The 18837-nt window shown below is 37.8% G+C and carries 16 protein-coding genes; all 16 read left to right on the top strand.

Going from position 1 to position 18837, the window contains the following annotated elements; translation table 11 throughout:
• Positions 1 to 83: 83 nt before the first annotated feature.
• Positions 84 to 1247 (top strand): phosphoglycerate kinase, encoded by a 1164-nt coding sequence (gene pgk, locus J3U66_RS10115; RefSeq protein ID WP_267348874.1) that lies wholly within the window; start codon positions 84 to 86, stop codon positions 1245 to 1247.
• A 77-nt stretch (positions 1248 to 1324) separates the two neighbouring features.
• The gene (fbaA, locus tag J3U66_RS10110; protein ID WP_065634121.1) at positions 1325 to 2404 is read left to right on the top strand and encodes a class II fructose-bisphosphate aldolase; all 1080 of its coding nucleotides are present in this window, start codon (positions 1325 to 1327) and stop codon (positions 2402 to 2404) included.
• A 177-nt stretch (positions 2405 to 2581) separates the two neighbouring features.
• On the top strand, positions 2582 to 3010 hold the full coding sequence (rplK, locus tag J3U66_RS10105; RefSeq protein WP_034884321.1) for a 50S ribosomal protein L11: 429 nt from the start codon (positions 2582 to 2584) through the stop codon (positions 3008 to 3010).
• A 3-nt stretch (positions 3011 to 3013) separates the two neighbouring features.
• The gene (gene rplA / locus J3U66_RS10100) at positions 3014 to 3715 is read left to right on the top strand and encodes a 50S ribosomal protein L1 (protein ID WP_065634122.1); all 702 of its coding nucleotides are present in this window, start codon (positions 3014 to 3016) and stop codon (positions 3713 to 3715) included.
• A gap of 231 nt (positions 3716 to 3946) precedes the next feature.
• Positions 3947 to 4444, top strand: a complete 498-nt coding sequence (gene rplJ, locus J3U66_RS10095; RefSeq protein WP_065634123.1) for a 50S ribosomal protein L10 — start codon at positions 3947 to 3949, stop codon at positions 4442 to 4444.
• 59 nt (positions 4445 to 4503) lie between these two features.
• Positions 4504 to 4872 carry a 50S ribosomal protein L7/L12 gene (rplL, locus tag J3U66_RS10090; RefSeq protein WP_034884317.1) on the top strand — a complete coding sequence of 123 codons (369 nt, stop codon included), beginning with the start codon at positions 4504 to 4506 and terminating at the stop codon, positions 4870 to 4872.
• Between the two features lie 250 nt (positions 4873 to 5122).
• The gene (rpoB, locus tag J3U66_RS10085) at positions 5123 to 9151 is read left to right on the top strand and encodes a DNA-directed RNA polymerase subunit beta (RefSeq protein ID WP_267334166.1); all 4029 of its coding nucleotides are present in this window, start codon (positions 5123 to 5125) and stop codon (positions 9149 to 9151) included.
• A 91-nt stretch (positions 9152 to 9242) separates the two neighbouring features.
• Positions 9243 to 13469, top strand: coding sequence for a DNA-directed RNA polymerase subunit beta' (rpoC, locus tag J3U66_RS10080; protein ID WP_267348873.1), 4227 nt, complete (start codon positions 9243 to 9245; stop codon positions 13467 to 13469).
• 81 nt (positions 13470 to 13550) lie between these two features.
• Positions 13551 to 13862, top strand: a complete 312-nt coding sequence (locus tag J3U66_RS10075; RefSeq protein ID WP_267348872.1) for an antibiotic biosynthesis monooxygenase family protein — start codon at positions 13551 to 13553, stop codon at positions 13860 to 13862.
• 417 nt (positions 13863 to 14279) lie between these two features.
• On the top strand, positions 14280 to 14879 hold the full coding sequence (locus J3U66_RS10070) for a LemA family protein (protein WP_267348871.1): 600 nt from the start codon (positions 14280 to 14282) through the stop codon (positions 14877 to 14879).
• Between the two features lie 39 nt (positions 14880 to 14918).
• Positions 14919 to 15803, top strand: coding sequence for a TPM domain-containing protein (locus tag J3U66_RS10065; RefSeq protein WP_267334170.1), 885 nt, complete (start codon positions 14919 to 14921; stop codon positions 15801 to 15803).
• A 493-nt stretch (positions 15804 to 16296) separates the two neighbouring features.
• Positions 16297 to 16626 carry a hypothetical protein gene (locus tag J3U66_RS10060; RefSeq protein WP_267334171.1) on the top strand — a complete coding sequence of 110 codons (330 nt, stop codon included), beginning with the start codon at positions 16297 to 16299 and terminating at the stop codon, positions 16624 to 16626.
• Positions 16627 to 16673: 47 nt separating this feature from the next.
• Positions 16674 to 17042 (top strand): SFCGS family glycine-rich protein, encoded by a 369-nt coding sequence (locus tag J3U66_RS10055; protein WP_267334172.1) that lies wholly within the window; start codon positions 16674 to 16676, stop codon positions 17040 to 17042.
• A 14-nt stretch (positions 17043 to 17056) separates the two neighbouring features.
• A complete protein-coding gene (locus J3U66_RS10050; RefSeq protein ID WP_267334173.1) occupies positions 17057 to 17353 on the top strand; it encodes a DUF4312 family protein in 297 nt (98 codons plus the stop codon).
• 20 nt (positions 17354 to 17373) lie between these two features.
• The gene (locus tag J3U66_RS10045) at positions 17374 to 18126 is read left to right on the top strand and encodes a DUF4311 domain-containing protein (protein ID WP_267344553.1); all 753 of its coding nucleotides are present in this window, start codon (positions 17374 to 17376) and stop codon (positions 18124 to 18126) included.
• Between the two features lie 18 nt (positions 18127 to 18144).
• Positions 18145 to 18798, top strand: coding sequence for a DUF4310 family protein (locus J3U66_RS10040; RefSeq protein ID WP_267344554.1), 654 nt, complete (start codon positions 18145 to 18147; stop codon positions 18796 to 18798).
• Positions 18799 to 18837: the final 39 nt, after the last annotated feature.

Raw genomic sequence — 18837 nt, 5'->3', positions numbered from 1 at the left:
GTTAATGAAAGTAACCTAATCTTATTTTTTATGTTAGAATAATGTAAAATTTATTTTATTTATATTTCATAAGAGGATGTCTCATGTCTATTATTAGAATGCAAGATCTTGATCTAAAAGGAAAACGTCTATTTATTCGTTCAGATCTTAATGTGCCAGTTAAAAATGGTAAAGTAACCTCTGATGCACGTATTAAAGCATCATTGCCAACAATTGAAGAGGCAATTAAAAAAGGTGCTAAAGTAATGGTAACCTCGCATATTGGGCGTCCAATCGAGGGAGAATATAATCCAGAATTTTCACTGCAACCTGTTGTTGATTATTTAAAAGAACATGTTTCATTTCCTGTCCGCCTAGTTAAAGATTATCTTAACGGTGTTGACGTTAAAGAAGGTGAACTTGTTGTGCTTGAAAACGTACGTTTTAATGTCGGCGAAGGTAAAGATGATGAAGCTTTATCAAAAAAATATGCCGCACTTTGCGATATCTATGTTATGGATGCTTTTGGTACAGCACATCGCGCTCAAGCGTCTACTCATGGTGTTGGTAAATTTGCGCCAGTTGCTTGTGCAGGTCCATTATTAGCAGCTGAACTTGATGCTTTAGGTAAAGCGTTAGATAATCCAGCTCGTCCAATGGTTGCGATTGTTGCGGGTTCTAAAGTATCAACAAAATTGACTGTTCTTGATTCTTTATCAAAAATCGCTGACCAAATTATTGTTGGTGGTGGTATCGCAAATACATTCATCGCAGCTGAAGGCTATAATGTTGGTAAATCACTTTACGAAGCAGATTTAATTCCTGAGGCAAAAAAATTAATGGCAAATTGCCATATTCCTGTTCCAACTGATGTGCGTGTGGCTACTGAATTTAGCGAAACGGCTACAGCCACTGAAAAATCAGTAAAAGATGTTAAAGAAAATGAACAAATTCTTGATTTAGGTGATAAATCAGCAGAAGCATTAGCTGATATCATCAAAAAAGCCAAAACTATTTTATGGAATGGCCCTGTTGGTGTGTTTGAATTCCCGAATTTCCGTCGAGGTACTGAAATTGTAGCGAAAGCTATTGCTGATAGTGCAGGTTTTTCAATCGCAGGTGGTGGTGATACATTAGCTGCAATTGATTTATTCGGAATTGAAGATAAAATCTCTTATATCTCAACTGGTGGTGGAGCTTTCCTTGAATTTGTGGAAGGTAAAAAATTACCGGCTGTTGCAATGCTAGAAGCGAGAGCTAAAGCGTAATTAAGACATTTAATAAAAAAGGATGAGCCAATCACTCATCCTTTACTTTTTATATAAATAAATTTATAGGTAATAAAATGGCTACAAAGATTTCTGATGTTGTTAAACCTGGTGTGGTAACTGGTGATGATGTGCAAAAAGTATTTCAAATTGCACGAGAAAATAATTTTGCATTACCAGCTGTAAACTGTGTTGACACTAATACAATCAATGCGGTTATTGAAACAGCAGCTAAAGTTGGCTCGCCTGTTATTGTGCAATTTTCTAATGGCGGTGCACAATTTATTGCGGGTAAAGGTTTAAAACTTGAAGGTCAAGAATGTGCAGTGTTAGGTGCTGTATCTGGTGCTAAACATGTGCATTTAATGGCTGAAAAATATGGTGTACCAGTGATTGTTCATACCGATCACTGTGCAAAAAAATTACTGCCTTGGGTTGATGGGTTACTTGATGCTGGCGAAACGCATTTTGCTAAAACTGGCAAACCACTATTTTCTTCTCACATGATCGATCTATCAGAAGAAACTTTAAAAGACAATATTGATATTTGTTGCCAATACCTTGCTCGTATGTCAGCAATGAAAATGACATTAGAGTTAGAGCTTGGTTGTACTGGTGGTGAAGAAGATGGTGTTGATAATAGCCATATGGATAGTTCAGCACTTTATACTCAACCTGAAGATGTCGCTTATGCTTATGAGCGTCTAAGTGCAATTAGTCCACGTTTTACTATCGCAGCATCATTTGGTAATGTTCATGGTGTGTATAAACCAGGAAATGTTAAGTTAACACCAAAAATTCTCGATAATTCACAAAAATATGTTTCTGAAAAATTTAGCTTACCTGAAAAATCATTGAATTTTGTATTCCATGGTGGTTCAGGCTCTACTCCTGAAGAAATTGCTGAAGCAGTTAGTTACGGTGTTGTTAAAATGAATATCGATACTGATACGCAATGGGCAAACTGGGCTGGTATTTTAGATTATTACAAAGCCAACGAAGCATATTTACAAGGTCAATTAGGCAACCCAGAAGGACCTGATGCTCCAAATAAAAAATATTACGATCCACGTGTATGGTTACGTAAAGGACAAGAATCATTAGTTGCACGTTTAGAACTTGCATTTAAAGAACTTAATGCAATTAATGTACTTTAATTCTTGAATAACATTGTTATTAAATAAAAACAGGCGGTAAATATTGCCTGCTTTTATGTGTAATAAATAAATCTTGCATTTATTAATCGATTGTAGGATAATTCTGCCCTCATTTAACTTAGGGGAGCTGTCTATTTATTAATAGAGGCGTTTGCACCCGAGAAAAGGAAACTAAAAATGGCAAAAAAAGTACAAGCTTACATCAAGTTGCAAGTTGCAGCTGGTGCAGCAAATCCTAGTCCACCAGTTGGTCCAGCACTTGGTCAACACGGTGTTAATATTATGGAATTCTGTAAAGCATTTAATGCAAAAACAGAAAGCATGGAAAAAGGTCTACCTATTCCTGTTGTTATTACAGTCTATTCTGATCGTTCATTTACTTTTGTTACTAAAACTCCACCTGCGGCAGTATTATTAAAGAAAGCTGCTAAAATCAAGTCTGGTTCTGGCGAACCTAACAAGAAAAAAGTAGGTAAAGTAACGAGTGCGCAAATTCGCGAAATCGCTGAATTAAAAGCTGCAGATATGAATGGTGCTACCATTGAAACGATGATGCGTTCTATTGAAGGGACTGCACGTTCAATGGGCTTGGAAGTGGAGGGTTAATTCATGGCTAAACTATCTAAAAAAGCTAAACTTATCCGCGAAAAAGTGAATGCGACTAAACAATATGATATCAACGAAGCAATTGCTTTATTAAAAGAACTTGCCACTGCTAAATTTACAGAAAGTGTTGATGTTGCAGTTAATTTAGGTATTGATTCACGTAAATCAGACCAAAATGTGCGTGGTGCAATTGTACTTCCACACGGAACCGGTCGTAGTATTCGTGTTGCAGTCTTTACTCAAGGTGCAAACGCTGATGCCGCTAAAGAAGCTGGCGCTGAATTAGTGGGTATGGACGATCTAGCTGATCAAATCAAAAAAGGCGAAATGAATTTTGACGTGGTTATCGCATCACCAGATGCTATGCGTGTTGTTGGTCAATTAGGTCAAATTTTAGGGCCTCGTGGTTTAATGCCAAACCCTAAAGTGGGTACTGTAACGCCTAACGTTGCTGAAGCAGTGAAAAACGCTAAAGCTGGTCAAATCCGTTACCGTAATGATAAAAATGGTATTATCCATACCACTATCGGTAAAGCTGATTTTGATGCAGATAAACTTAAAGAAAATTTAGAAGCATTACTTGTTGCGTTAAAACGAGCAAAACCTGCATCTGCTAAAGGTGTATTTGTGAAGAAAGTTAGCCTATCTACTACAATGGGCGCAGGTGTTGCTATCGATCAAGCGACATTAAATGCAACAGTTTAATTATTTCGATAATTAAACAAAAAAATCGGTTGGTGTCTGGCCTTAACCAGACCCCGTCCAAGACCGTAGGTGTAATTGATATTTAATTACTTAATCTTCCTACGTAGACGGTGACAGAACCTGATAAGATATAATAGAGGGATTCTGCTCATCGTGGTTGTGCTAGCTACATGTGTAGTTAGTTAAAATAAGTCTAGGCTTTGCCTAGTATATAATCCAGGAGCAATACCAATGGCACTAAATCTTCAAAATAAACAAGAAATTGTTGCTGAAGTTAATGAAATCGCCAAAGGTGCGCTATCTGCAGTTGTTGCTGATTCTCGTGGCGTAACTGTAGAAAAGATGACTGCATTACGTAAATCTGCTCGTGAAGCGGGTGTTTATATGCGTGTTGTTCGTAACACCTTATTACGCCGCGTTGTTGAGGGAACTCAATACGAGTGCTTAAAAGATGCGTTTGTTGGTCCAACTCTTATTGCATTTTCAAATGAGCACCCAGGTGCTGCTGCGCGTATTTTTAAAGCGTTTGCAAAAGAAAATGAAAAATTTGAGATTAAAGCCGCAGCCTTTGAAGGTGAGTTGATTACTGCAGCGAACATTGATCGCTTAGCAACATTACCTACTTATGAAGAAGCATTAGCTCGCTTGATGTCAACCATGAAAGAAGCCGCAGCTGGCAAATTGGTTCGTACTCTTGCAGCAGTTCGCGATCAAAAACAAGCTGCTTAATTGGCAGTGTGATTGTGAATATTATTAATTAAAAAATTGTAAATTTGGGAAACTATATTATGTCTATCACTAAAGAACAAATTTTAGATGCAGTTGCTGAAATGTCTGTAATGGATGTTGTTGAACTTGTATCAATGATGGAAGAAAAATTTGGCGTTTCTGCAGCGGCAGCTGTAGCAGTTGCAGCAGCTGGTCCAGCTGAAGCAGCAGAAGAAAAAACTGAATTTGATGTAATCTTAAAAGATGTTGGCGCTAACAAAGTCGCTGTTATCAAAGCGGTTCGTGGTGCAACAGGTTTAGGCTTAAAAGAAGCGAAAGATCTTGTTGAATCAGCTCCAGCAACAGTTAAAGAAGGCGTTAGCAAAGCTGATGCAGATGAACTTAAAAAGGCACTTGAAGAATCTGGTGCAGTTGTCGAACTTAAATAAGTTTATCAATTGTAAGCTAAGTGGCTGGGGGTTTTTACCTCCAGCCTTTTTGCGCTGTAAAAAGTCAAAGAATTTTATTTGAAGACTATCAATAAAAAGTAATAAAGAAATAGTATATTTATTAAGCCTAATCAATTGATATTTATAGATATTTTCGATGAGGTGTCAGGCGTTCTTATTTGATAGATAGTAATACCCCTGATGAATATTTAATCATGCTAAAATAGCAGATAAGCAAGTTGAGGAACTAATGGTTTACTCTTATACCGAGAAAAAACGAATTCGTAAGAATTTTGGTAAACGTCCACAAGTCTTGGATATACCGTATCTTCTTTCTATTCAACTTGATTCGTTCCAGAAATTTATTGAGCAAGATCCAGAAGGTCAGTACGGCTTAGAAGCCGCTTTTCGTTCAATATTTCCGATAAAAAGTTATAGTGGTAACGCTGAGTTACAATACGTGAGCTTTAAAATGGGCGAACCTGTGTTTGATGTTAAAGAATGTCAAATTAGAGGGATCACTTACTCAGCACCGTTGCGCGTTAAATTACGTTTAGTTATTTATGATAAAGATGCGCCAGAAGGAACAGTTAAAGATATTAAAGAGCAAGACGTCTATATGGGCGAAATTCCTTTAATGACGGATAATGGTACATTTGTGATTAACGGCACTGAACGTGTTATCGTTTCACAATTACATCGTAGTCCGGGTGTGTTCTTTGATAGTGATAAAGGTAAAACGCACTCTTCTGGTAAAGTTTTATATAATGCGCGGATTATTCCTTATCGTGGCTCTTGGCTTGATTTCGAATTTGATCCAAAAGACAATCTTTTTGCTCGTATTGACCGTCGTCGTAAACTTCCAGCGACAATTATTTTACGAGCGCTTGGTTATGAAACAGAAGAAATTTTAGATATCTTCTTTGAAAAAACTATTTTTGAAGTTGGCAAATCAAAATTAAAAATGGATCTGGTTCCTGAGCGTTTACGTGGTGAAACGGCTCTGTTTGATATTGAATCAAAAGGTAAAGTTTATGCTGAAAAAGGCCGTCGTATAACCGCACGCCACATTCGTGAACTAGAAAAAGATAAAGTAACTAAGATTGATGTACCAGTTGAATATATCGTTAATAAAGTATTAGCAAAAAATTATGTTAATGAAGAGACTGGTGAAGTTATTGCTTTTGCTAACACGCCAATTTCGTTAGAGCTATTGCTTGAATTAACCAATGCTGGCCATAAAAAAATTGAAACATTATTTACCAATGATTTAGATCATGGTGCATTCATTTCTGAAACATTAAATGTTGATTCAACTCGTGACCGTTTAGGTGCATTGGTTGAAATTTATCGTATGATGCGCCCTGGTGAGCCACCAACAAAAGAAGCAGCTGAAGCACTATTTGATAATCTATTCTTCTCTGACGAACGTTATGACTTATCAGCAGTAGGCCGTATGAAGTTTAATCGTTCTTTAGGGCGTGAAGATATCGAAGGCGAAAGCGTGTTAACCAAAGGCGATATCGTTGATGTCATGAAGAAACTTATCGCTATCCGTAATGGTCATGGCGAAGTGGATGATATCGACCATTTAGGTAATCGTCGTATTCGTAGTGTTGGTGAAATGGCAGAAAACCAATTCCGTATTGGTTTAGTTCGTGTTGAGCGAGCTGTAAAAGAGCGTCTATCTTTAGGCGATCTTGATTCATTAATGCCACAAGATATGATTAATGCTAAACCAATTTCAGCGGCAATTCGCGAATTCTTTGGTTCGAGTCAGTTATCGCAGTTCATGGATCAAAACAATCCATTATCTGAAATTACGCATAAACGTCGTATTTCTGCCTTAGGTCCGGGTGGTTTAACGCGTGAACGTGCTGGCTTTGAGGTGCGTGACGTACATCCAACTCATTATGGTCGCGTATGTCCGATTGAAACACCTGAAGGTCCAAACATTGGTTTGATTAACTCATTGGCGGTGTATGCTCGTACTAATGAGTATGGATTCTTAGAAACCCCATATCGCCGAGTCATTGATGGCGTTGTAACTGATGAGATTAACTATTTATCAGCAATCGATGAAAGTGAATTTGTTATTGCACAGGCAAACTCAAATTTAGATGATGATGGTCGTTTTAAAGAAGATTTAGTGACTTGTCGTTTAAATGGTGAATCTGGTTTATATAGCCCGGAACAAGTTCATTATATGGACGTATCAACACAACAAATCGTTTCTGTTGGTGCTTCATTAATCCCATTCCTTGAGCACGATGATGCGAACCGTGCCTTGATGGGTGCAAACATGCAACGTCAAGCAGTACCGACATTAAAAGCGGAAAAACCATTTGTTGGTACAGGTATGGAACGTGCAGTTGCGGTTGACTCAGGTGTAACTGCTGTTGCTCGTCGAGGTGGTACTGTTCAATATGTTGATGCATCACGTATCGTAATCAATGTCAATGCTGACGAAATGTATGCTGGTGAAACAGGGATTGATATTTATAACTTAACCAAATACACCCGTTCTAACCAAAATACTTGTATTAACCAAATTCCATGTGTGGAGTTAGGTGAAAAAGTTGAGCGTGGCGATGTACTTGCAGATGGTCCATCAACGGATTTAGGCGAGTTAGCACTTGGTCAAAATATGCGCGTGGCATTTATGCCATGGAATGGTTATAACTTTGAGGATTCGATTTTAGTCTCTGAAAAAGTGGTACAAGATGACCGTTTCACCTCGATTCATATTCAAGAGTTATCTTGTGTATCTCGTGACACTAAATTAGGTGCTGAAGAGATTACTGCTGATATTCCAAATGTGGGTGAAGCAGCACTTTCTAAACTCGATGAGTCTGGTATTGTTTATATCGGCGCTGAAGTAAAAGGTGGTGATATTCTGGTTGGTAAAGTGACGCCTAAAGGTGAAACACAATTAACACCAGAAGAGAAATTACTACGTGCTATTTTCGGTGAAAAAGCATCTGATGTTAAAGATACTTCATTACGTGTACCAAATGGTGTTTCTGGTACAGTTATTGATGTTCAAGTCTTTACGCGTGATGGTGTACAAAAAGATAAACGTGCACTTGAAATCGAAGAGATGCAGCTTAAACAAGCACGAAAAGATTTGACTGAAGAACTTAAGATCTTAGAAGCAGCATTGTTTGCACGTATTCGTGATGTGTTAATTTCTGGTGGTATCAAAGCAGATAAATTAGATGCTCTGCCACGTGAAAAATGGTTAACTATTGGGATTGCTAATGAAGATAAGCAAGCACAATTAGAGCAACTTGCCGAGCAGCACGAAGAAATTAAAGTTGAGTTTAATAAGAAGCTTGAAGCTAAACGCATGAAGATTACTCAAGGTGATGATTTACAACCTGGAGTGCTCAAAATTGTTAAAGTTTATTTAGCGGTTAAACGTCAAATTCAGCCTGGTGATAAGATGGCGGGTCGCCATGGTAACAAAGGGGTTATCTCAAAAATCAACCCAATTGAAGATATGCCATATGATGATAAAGGACGTCCAGTTGATATCGTGTTAAACCCACTAGGGGTTCCATCACGTATGAATATTGGACAGATTCTCGAAACCCACTTAGGTATGGCGGCTAAAGGTATTGGTCAAAAAATTGATACAATGCTTAAAGAACAGCAAGAACTTGCTAAATTACGTGAGTTTATCCAAAAAGCATACGATCTTGGTTTAGGTGCTGCACAAAAAGTTAATGTTGCAGAATTTACCGATCAAGAAGTGATGACATTGGCACAAAATTTACGTAATGGTATGCCACTTGCTACACCAGTGTTTGATGGTGCAAAAGAGCAAGAAATCAAGTCATTACTAGAATTGGGTGATTTACCGACTTCAGGTCAAATTACATTATATGATGGCCGTACGGGTGAACAGTTTGAACGTCCGGTAACGGTAGGTTATATGTACATGCTTAAATTAAATCACTTAGTTGATGATAAGATGCATGCACGTTCTACAGGTTCATATAGTCTGGTTACTCAACAGCCATTGGGTGGTAAAGCTCAATTTGGTGGTCAGCGTTTCGGTGAGATGGAAGTATGGGCACTTGAAGCTTATGGTGCTGCTTACACACTACAAGAAATGCTAACGGTCAAATCAGATGACGTAAACGGCCGTACTAAGATGTATAAAAATATTGTAGATGGTGATCATCGTATGGAACCTGCGATTCCAGAATCATTTAATGTATTGTTAAAAGAGATTCGTTCGCTAGGTATTAATATCGAGTTAGATGAAGAGTAATCTTCACTAACTAAAAATGATTTCTATTTATAGGGATAACTTATCAGCAATGATAAGTTATCTAATTGGTTTAACTCCATAGGAGCCAATTGTGAAAGACTTACTAAAGTTTCTAAAAGCACAAACAAAAACAGAAGACTTTGATGCTATCAAGATAGGCCTTGCTTCTCCTGATATGATTCGTTCATGGTCTTTTGGTGAAGTTAAAAAACCTGAAACAATTAACTATCGTACGTTCAAACCTGAACGTGATGGATTATTTTGTGCGCGTATTTTTGGACCCGTTAAAGATTATGAATGTTTATGTGGAAAATATAAACGTTTAAAACATCGTGGTGTAATTTGTGAAAAATGTGGCGTTGAAGTCACACAAGCTAAAGTGCGTCGTGAACGTATGGGGCATATTGAGCTTGCATCACCAACTGCACATATCTGGTTCTTAAAATCATTACCATCACGTATTGGTCTATTATTAGATATGCCACTTCGTGACATTGAACGTGTGCTTTATTTTGAATCATTTATGGTTCTTGATGGTGGTATGACCAACTTAGAGCGTGGTCAAATTTTAACAGAAGAACAATATTTAGATGCGTTAGAAGAGTTTGGCGATGAATTTGATGCTCGTATGGGCGCCGAAGCAATTCAAGAATTATTACGCAATATTGATGTGCAAGCGGAATGTGAAGCACTACGTGACGAACTTTCAACGACAAACTCTGAAACAAAACGGAAAAAAATCACTAAACGGATTAAGATTATCGAAGCATTCATTCAATCAGAAAATAAACCTGAATGGATGATCTTAAACGTATTACCTGTGTTGCCACCTGATTTACGTCCATTAGTACCACTTGATGGCGGACGTTTTGCAACATCAGATTTAAATGATCTTTATCGTCGAGTGATCAACCGTAATAACCGTTTAAAACGTTTATTAGACTTAGCTGCGCCAGATATTATTGTACGTAATGAAAAACGTATGTTACAAGAATCTGTCGACGCATTATTAGATAATGGTCGCCGTGGTCGTGCTATTACTGGTTCAAACAAACGTCCATTAAAATCACTTGCCGATATGATTAAAGGTAAGCAAGGTCGTTTCCGTCAAAACTTATTAGGTAAACGTGTCGATTACTCGGGTCGTTCTGTAATTACTGTAGGTCCATATTTACGATTACATCAATGTGGTTTACCGAAGAAAATGGCACTTGAACTATTCAAACCATTTATTTACGGTAAATTAGAGCGTCGTGGTTATGCAACTACCATTAAAGCAGCCAAGAAAATGGTTGAGCGTGAAGATGCAATTGTTTGGGATATCTTAGATGAAGTTATTCGTGAACATCCAGTATTACTAAACCGTGCGCCGACACTACATAGATTAGGTATTCAGGCATTTGAACCTATTCTAATTGAAGGTAAAGCGATTCAATTACACCCATTAGTTTGTGCGGCATTCAATGCTGACTTCGATGGTGACCAAATGGCGGTGCACGTTCCATTGACGTTAGAAGCGCAATTAGAAGCGCGTGCGTTGATGATGTCAACCAATAATATCCTTTCACCTGCGAGCGGTGAGCCTATTATTGTTCCTTCTCAGGACGTGGTATTAGGTCTTTACTACATGACGCGTGACAAAGTCAATGCGAAAGGTGAAGGCATGGTTTTAACTGGCCCTAAAGAAGCAGAAAAACTGTATCGTTTAGGTTTAGTTGAGTTACATGCGAAAGTTAAAGTACGTATAACAGAAAGCCAACGTAACAGTGTTGGTGAGTGGGAAGAAACAACCTCTGTGGTAGATACTACAGTTGGTCGTGCTATCTTATGGTTAATTATGCCGAAAGGTATGAGCTTCTCTGTGATTAACCAACCACTAGGTAAAAAAGCGATTTCTCGTATCTTGAATATCTGTTATCGTCAATTAGGTATGAAAGAAACCGTCATTTTGGCTGACCAAATAATGTACACTGGATTTGCTTATGCTGCTCGTTCAGGTGTATCAGTTGGTATTGATGATATGGAAATTCCAGCGAAAAAATCGCAAATCATCAATGAAGCTGAAATTGAAGTTGCTGAAATTCAAGAACAGTTCCAATCAGGTTTAGTTACCGCTGGTGAACGTTATAATAAAGTTATCGATATTTGGGCAGCAGCCAATGAACGTGTTGCAAAAGCGATGATGGATAACTTATCAACTGAAAAAGTGACTAACCGTGAAGGCAAAGAAGAAGTACAATCTTCTTTTAACAGCATCTATATGATGGCCGACTCAGGTGCTCGTGGTTCTGCCGCTCAGATTCGTCAGTTAGCAGGTATGCGTGGTTTGATGGCAAAACCGGATGGTTCTATCATCGAAACTCCAATTACGGCAAACTTCCGTGAAGGGTTGAACGTTCTTCAGTACTTTATCTCGACCCATGGTGCGCGTAAAGGTCTTGCCGATACCGCATTAAAAACAGCGAACTCAGGTTACTTAACTCGCCGTTTAGTTGATGTGGCGCAAGATCTCGTTGTTATTGAAGATGACTGTGGCACGTTAGAAGGTGTAGTAATGACACCCGTTATCGAAGGTGGAGATGTTAAAGAGCCACTTCGTGAACGTGTATTAGGTCGTGTAACAGCAGAAGATGTATTAAAACCAGGTAGTGCAGATATTTTAATTCCTCGTAATACACTACTTGATGAAAGTTATTGTGATTTACTCGAAGCTGAATCAGTTGATAGTGTGAAAGTCCGTTCTGTGGTTTCGTGTGATACTGATTTTGGGGTTTGTGCGAAGTGTTATGGTCGTGACCTTGCCCGTGGTCACTTGGTGAATAAAGGTGAAGCAATCGGTGTTATTGCGGCACAATCAATCGGTGAGCCAGGTACACAGTTAACCATGCGTACGTTCCATATTGGTGGTGCGGCATCGCGAGCGGCAGCAGAATCGAGTGTTCAAGTGAAAAACAAAGGTAGCATTAAATTAACCAATGCTAAATTTGTAACTAACCCAGATAAGAAACTGGTTATTACATCTCGTAATGCTGAGTTAACCATTATTGATGAATTGGGTCGAATGAAAGAGACTTACAAAGTTCCTTATGGTTCGATTTTAACCAAAGGTAATGGCGCAACAGTTGATGCTGGTGAAACAATCGCTAACTGGGATCCACATACCATGCCAGTTATCTCTGAAGCGAAAGGCTTTGTCAAATTTGTAGATATGGTTGATGGTCAAACTATTACTCGTCAAACCGACGAATTGACAGGTTTATCATCAATTGCAATTTTAGATGTAGCTGAACGTACTGGGGTAGGTAAAGATTTACGTCCGGCAATTAAGATTGTGGATGCAAAAGGTAATGATATTTATGTTGCTGGCACTGAAATGCTCGCGCAATACTTCTTACCTGGTAAAGCATTAGTCCAATTAGAAGATGGTGCTGAAATCAATGTGGGTGATACCCTTGCACGTATTCCACAGGCATCGGTTGGTACCAAAGATATTACCGGTGGTTTACCACGCGTTGCTGACTTATTTGAAGCACGTAAACCGAAAGAGCCAGCAATTCTTGCTGAAATCGATGGTATTATCTCGTTTGGTAAAGAGACCAAAGGTAAACGTCGCTTAATTATCACTCCACTTGATGGTAGTGATCCATATGAAGAGATGATTCCAAAATGGCGTCAACTTAACGTATTTGAAGGTGAACAAGTTGGACGTGGTGATGTGATTTCTGACGGTCCAGAATCTGCACATGACATTTTACGTTTACGTGGTGTTAATGCAGTGACACGTTACATCGTTAACGAAGTTCAAGAAGTTTATCGCTTACAAGGTGTAAAAATCAATGATAAACACATTGAAGTCATTGTTCGTCAGATGTTACGCAAAGCAACGGTTATTCATCCGGGTGGTTCTCGTCTACTTGACGGTGAACAACTTGAAGTATCACGCTTGAAAATTATTAATCGTGAACTTGAAGCACAAGGTAAAGAACCAATTGTTTACTTGCATGATCTGCTTGGTATTACTAAAGCATCACTTACTACTGAATCATTTATTTCTGCGGCATCGTTCCAAGAAACGACTCGCGTATTAACTGAAGCAGCAGTTGCGGGTAAAAACGACGAATTACGTGGCTTGAAAGAAAACGTTATTGTTGGTCGATTAATTCCGGCTGGTACGGGTTATGCTTACCATAAAGAGCGTTTACGTAAACGTGCAATGCCATCAACTGATGACATTCAAACAACTGTTTCTGCTGAAGAAGCAACAGCAAACTTAGCTGAATTACTTAACTCTGCAGCGGAAGAAAACAACAATCAATAATTGGTTGATTTAATTTTTAAAATAGCACGTGTAAACGTGCTATTTTTTTATCGGACATAAGTAAATTAAAAGGAGATATTTATGTATATAGTCATGAATCGTTTTAAAATTAAACGTGGTAGCGAAGATACTTTTATTGATATATGGCGAAATCGTGATAGCCATTTGAAAGAGATGAAAGGATTTAATCGTTTTTATTTCTTACAAGGAAAAACTGAAGAAAACTATACACTATTTTCATCTTTTGCAGAGTGGGAAACTAAAGCGGATTTTGACGCTTGGGTAAACTCTGAACACTTCAAACATACTCATCGAAATACCAATAATCGGCCAAATAATCATGATATCTATTTTGCGCCAGCAGAGCTTGAATGCTTTGAAGTGATTTTATAGCCAATAATCTGATTATAATTATCGGTAAAAATTAAAAGATTGTTATACTTATAATAAATGGCTTTGTGAGCAACCATTAATAAAGCAATGAAGTGTTTTGCATAAATTCCTTCGATTATACTTCGCAAGTTTGCTAAAACTCGATATAATATTTAACAGTTAATTTAAACTATGTGGTATGCAACTGAAATATAGTGAATGATAACAATCAGTTAGCGACATAAATTTTTGTCTTTATCTCTAATAATCTCATCTTTATCGATTAAGTTGTCTATTGTTGTTTTTACGCCATTTGCTTTTGTGCATTATGGTTATTTAAAGCAGTAACTGGATGTCAGAATAAGTTATTTTTCATCGTTGCTTAATTAATTAGTATTCACATTTAACCAAAGTTAAGTACTTTATAAGAGGTTTATAATGAAATCAAAATCTTTGTTAGTTATTCTTGTACTCATTATTATTGGTGGATTTATCTTTTTTAAAGATTATAACAGTATTCAAACTCAAGATGAGGCGGTTGCAGCTTCTTGGTCAGAAGTTATTAACCAATATAAAAGACGTGCTGATTTAGTGCCTAATTTGGTTAATACAGTAAAAGGTTATGCAACTCATGAAAAAGAAGTATTAACACAAGTCACTGATGCACGAGCTAAAGTTGGATCGATTCAAATTAATGCTGATCAGTTAACGGATCCTACTTTATTTTCGAAATTCCAACAAGCACAATCCGATTTAAGTTCAGCATTAAGCAGGCTTATTGCTGTAAGTGAGAATTATCCCGATCTTAAAGCTAATACACTTTATCAAGATTTGATGAGCCAACTTGAAGGTACAGAAAATCGTATTACAGTAGCAAGAGGACGCTACATTGAAACGGTTAAAAATTTTAACAGTTATATCCGTACGCTACCAACTAAATGGGTTGCAGATATTTTAGGTCAACAACCTAAGCAACAATTTACGGTTGATAATGAAAAACAGATCTCTGATGCACCTGCTGTCAATTTTGAACAGTAAATATAAATGAAAAGGTTATTTGTATTCAGCGTGCTATTGATGATCAGTTGGCTGAGTTATGGGTTAACTGAGATCCCCGTATTTAGCCAACGTGTTATTGATATCACGCATACCCTGACATCGTCACAAATTGATAAGCTAGAATCAAGTTTAATTGCGTTTGAAAAACCACGTACTGATGGTGCACAAATTGCGGTATTGATGATAGCGAAGCTTGATAATGAAACGATTGAGCAATATGCCGATAGGGTTTTTATTGACTGGAAAATTGGTAAAAAAGGTCGTGATAATGGCATATTGTTACTGATCGTTAAAGATGATAAACGTATGCGTATCGAAGTCGGCTATGGTCTTGAAGGCACCATTACCGACTTGATTGCTAGCCACATTATTCGTGACCAACTTGCACCTCAGTTTAAACAACATAACTATTATCAAGGCATATACGACGCTTTAACCGTATTAAGTCAAAAAATCGATAATTCAGACACTACAACCGATGATGACTCACAACAGAATCTGAATTCATTGCTAGCAAGTGACTTTGGCGCAACTGTTTTTAATTATGGATTAGTCTCATTTTTTATCTGTTTTGTCATTGCTAACTTCATCTTATCTAACTCAGGCAAAATCAGTGCAAAACGAAGTTTAAGCACAGGATTACTCAATGGACTCTCTGTTGGCGGATTTACATTATGGCATGGCTATCCACTATATATTGCATTACCACTATTATTTTTAGCTTTTGTAGCAAGTACCATTTTAAGTGGTATTTTAATGGCTAAAGGAAGTGGAGGGGGCATTAACCGACGCGGTGGTGGCGGAGGTTTTGGTGGTAATAGTGGTGGTTTTGGTGGTTCTGGCGGATTCGGTGGTGGAGGTGGCGGACGCAGTGGTGGAGGTGGTGCTTCTGGTAGTTGGTAAAGATTTTAAGGGCGCTATACATGAAGGTATAGTATTTTTTAAATTTCTTAAAAGAGATTTTTTGTATGGTAGGATTTCGGACGTTTGCACCGAAATGAAAAAATCACAAAATTACTCACGTCCGAGATCCTAAAGAACAAAAATCAAAAAACGTTGTCAAGAATTTTAAGGAAATAAGTACGTTTCAGTATAGCATCCTACCCTGAATTTAAGCAAAACCACAAAAATTCCAAAACTTTTGCGTATAAAATCCCAAAATAAAAAATCTTCACTTCTCTCTCTATGTATCATTTTTATGATCAAACTCACAAATTTAACAATCTGTTTATTCTGGCTTAATTTAATTTTTCCCTCTATAAACGCAGATGACGCCATTTATTGCGATAAATGATAATTAATTTCCTGTTGTTGACGGAAAAAGTCTCTATCCACGTTAATTGTGGTTTCATTTACGCTTAATCCATGCTTAAAAAAGAAGAGAATTATGTGTGTTATGTCATCAATAAAGTTTCGCATGATCGAGGATAATCTTGAACCAGAATTAGTTACATCACAAATTATTAAAATTATAAATGGCTGGTTGATTGAACAGCAAATTACGCAAAATGATGTGCAAAAGGCTATGTTACTTTCGCACGTTAAAGCTATGGTGCAACGGGCAAAAACACTTGAAAAATTACCAGAAATTGATCCAAGCTTATTTGATGAACTTTCACAGGAATCTTTAGCGCTAGCTCGCAGAACAGTAGAATTATTTGATAATTTGCCAATGGAAGAAGCCTATTTATTGGCTGTGCATTATGAGGTAGCTAAGGCAAATTGAAAAGATTACTAGACAATTAAAAAACAATAATTAATAGGAGAAATAGTATGACTGAAGTAGTCATTGTTATTGGTGATAGGATGGGAAAAGGGCAAAAGATTGCCGAAGGAATTAACTCTGTAGAAGGTTGTAGGGCAATTGTTATTCCTGGTATGGCAGCTGATATGAAGTTAGGTGATGTCATGAATGAGAAGCATGCTGATTTGGGCTTATCGTTTTGCGGTAGCGGCGGCGCAGGTGCGATTACTGCACAAAATAAATATGGCTATTCACAACGCCATGGTATGCGATCAATAGAGGAAGGTGAGACCGCAATTAATGATGGTTGTAAAGTTCTTGGTTTTGGTTTTATGGATACACAAGAGCTTGGCAAGCGTATTGCACAAGCATTTTTGAAAAAAAATCCACGTCCATAAGTGCGAAGATAAAAATGAAAAAAACACAACAGTTGTCTGTCAGGGTAAATGGTAAAGGTGAATCTAAACAACGGGCATTTGCAATAGCATTAAGCCAGGTTCAAAAAGAGGTATTTAACCATATCGGCGATATTGTATTACGTATTGAACCACAAGATATTCAAGTTGTATCAGCAAAACAAATGATAACCACTGAGCGCTTTTTGTTTGTTTTTCTGCCAAGGAAAAGGACCCTTTACGACATCACTCTTGATGTCTCTGTTAATGTAAGTTTCGTTAATCTTGCGGATATTGAATTTAAATCTGAATAACATAACGTATAAGGGAAATGATGGAAATTCTAATTATTGCATTAAAGTCTATTATTATTGGTGGACTTTGTGGTTTTGGCGTTGGTGCCGGGGCTGCTCGAATGTTTCATGCGCCAACCTATCAAGGTATGGGGGCTTTTCGAACACTTGGCGAACTTAATTCTTGTGAAGGTGATCCTGCGGCGCATTTCTCATTTGGTCTTGGTTTCTTTTTTAATGCATGGGCATCATCAGTGGCTGCGGGCTCTTTTACCCAAGATGTCGATCACCGAATTATTCCCAACTGGGGAGCATCGTTACTGATGATAAAAAATCGTAATCTTGCCGAAACGCTACATGATCCTAAAAAAATGGCATTAGCTTGTGCATTTGTCGGCGTCATTGTGGTGCTATTTTTAAATACCACCACTTCTGTTATTCCTGATTCCCTAAAAATTACCGCGACGAAAGTATTAGTCCCTGCGGCAAATCTGCTTGTGGCAACAGTAATGCCTGTTATCTTTTGGTTGGCAGCGTTAGATGCTGGTCGTCGTAGTGGTTTTTGGGGGACATTGTTTGGCGGACTTGCTCAATTGATTATGGGTAATGCTGTACCGGGCTTAGTTTTAGGTATCCTAATTGGTAAAGGCGTAGATGACAGTGGCTGGAATCGTGTTATGAAGATTATGTTAGTCGCGATCATTGTTCTATTTGTGATGAGTGGATATTTTCGCGGTTTTGATATGAAGATGATAAATTCATTTCGAGATGGTCTGTCTTATTGGTTTAAATAATATAGGGAATAACACATTATGAATACTCAAACAACCATTAATAAAAGTTTTTGGTATGCCGATTGGTCATTCCCGATTATTTGTGGACTTTTATCAGCAGGTATTTTTGCTGGAACGCATACTTTTTATGTATATGGTATAGGTGCATTTAATGAGATTGCGTTTGTTGCAATGCTCAAATCAGGAATGACAACCGGTGATTATGGTGCAGTTGCAGCATTTGGCGCTAGTTTTTTGTTTGCCCGCGTTATTGAAGGTTCATTAGTTGGTATATTGGATATTGGTGGCGCTTTACAAACAGGTATTGGATTAGGTGTACCAGCATTATTGTTAGCGGGTGGTTATACCTTTCCTGTTGAAAACTTTTTAGCTGCATTAGCGACAGGATTAGTGTTAGGTGCAATGATTGGCGCCATTATTATTCTTATCCGAAAGTTTACTGTTAATAGTGGCAGTGGATCGACTTTTGGTGCTGATGTGATGATGGGTGCCGGTAATGCTTCTGGACGATTCTTAGGACCAATGATTATTTTATCAGCTATGGTAGCTTCAATTCCTATTGGTATTGGCTCTTTACTTGGTGCATTACTTTTTTATGTATGGAAAAAGCCAATTACAGGTGGTGCAATTTTAGGTGCGATGATTTTTGGTGGAATATTTCCAATTGTCTAATGTTAACTCTCCGCTGTAGTTGGTTAAATTACAGCGGAT

Origin of the sequence: Gilliamella sp. B2969 (genome assembly GCF_026536195.1) — a bacterium.
Lineage (GTDB): Bacteria > Pseudomonadota > Gammaproteobacteria > Enterobacterales > Orbaceae > Gilliamella.
Note: the sequence above shows the minus strand (reverse complement) of the source record. Positions and strands in the feature narration are given on the sequence as shown.

Coding starts and splice junctions, on each gene's coding strand:
- rplA (WP_065634122.1), top strand. CDS start 3,014: ATGGCTAAACTATCTAAAAAAGCTAAACTTATCCGCGAAAAAGTGAAT.
- J3U66_RS10050 (WP_267334173.1), top strand. CDS start 17,057: ATGAAAAAAACACAACAGTTGTCTGTCAGGGTAAATGGTAAAGGTGAA.
- J3U66_RS10055 (WP_267334172.1), top strand. CDS start 16,674: ATGACTGAAGTAGTCATTGTTATTGGTGATAGGATGGGAAAAGGGCAA.
- fbaA (WP_065634121.1), top strand. CDS start 1,325: ATGGCTACAAAGATTTCTGATGTTGTTAAACCTGGTGTGGTAACTGGT.
- rplJ (WP_065634123.1), top strand. CDS start 3,947: ATGGCACTAAATCTTCAAAATAAACAAGAAATTGTTGCTGAAGTTAAT.
- rpoB (WP_267334166.1), top strand. CDS start 5,123: ATGGTTTACTCTTATACCGAGAAAAAACGAATTCGTAAGAATTTTGGT.
- rplK (WP_034884321.1), top strand. CDS start 2,582: ATGGCAAAAAAAGTACAAGCTTACATCAAGTTGCAAGTTGCAGCTGGT.
- pgk (WP_267348874.1), top strand. CDS start 84: ATGTCTATTATTAGAATGCAAGATCTTGATCTAAAAGGAAAACGTCTA.
- rplL (WP_034884317.1), top strand. CDS start 4,504: ATGTCTATCACTAAAGAACAAATTTTAGATGCAGTTGCTGAAATGTCT.
- J3U66_RS10065 (WP_267334170.1), top strand. CDS start 14,919: ATGATCAGTTGGCTGAGTTATGGGTTAACTGAGATCCCCGTATTTAGC.
- J3U66_RS10045 (WP_267344553.1), top strand. CDS start 17,374: ATGGAAATTCTAATTATTGCATTAAAGTCTATTATTATTGGTGGACTT.
- J3U66_RS10060 (WP_267334171.1), top strand. CDS start 16,297: ATGTCATCAATAAAGTTTCGCATGATCGAGGATAATCTTGAACCAGAA.
- J3U66_RS10040 (WP_267344554.1), top strand. CDS start 18,145: ATGAATACTCAAACAACCATTAATAAAAGTTTTTGGTATGCCGATTGG.
- J3U66_RS10070 (WP_267348871.1), top strand. CDS start 14,280: ATGAAATCAAAATCTTTGTTAGTTATTCTTGTACTCATTATTATTGGT.
- J3U66_RS10075 (WP_267348872.1), top strand. CDS start 13,551: ATGTATATAGTCATGAATCGTTTTAAAATTAAACGTGGTAGCGAAGAT.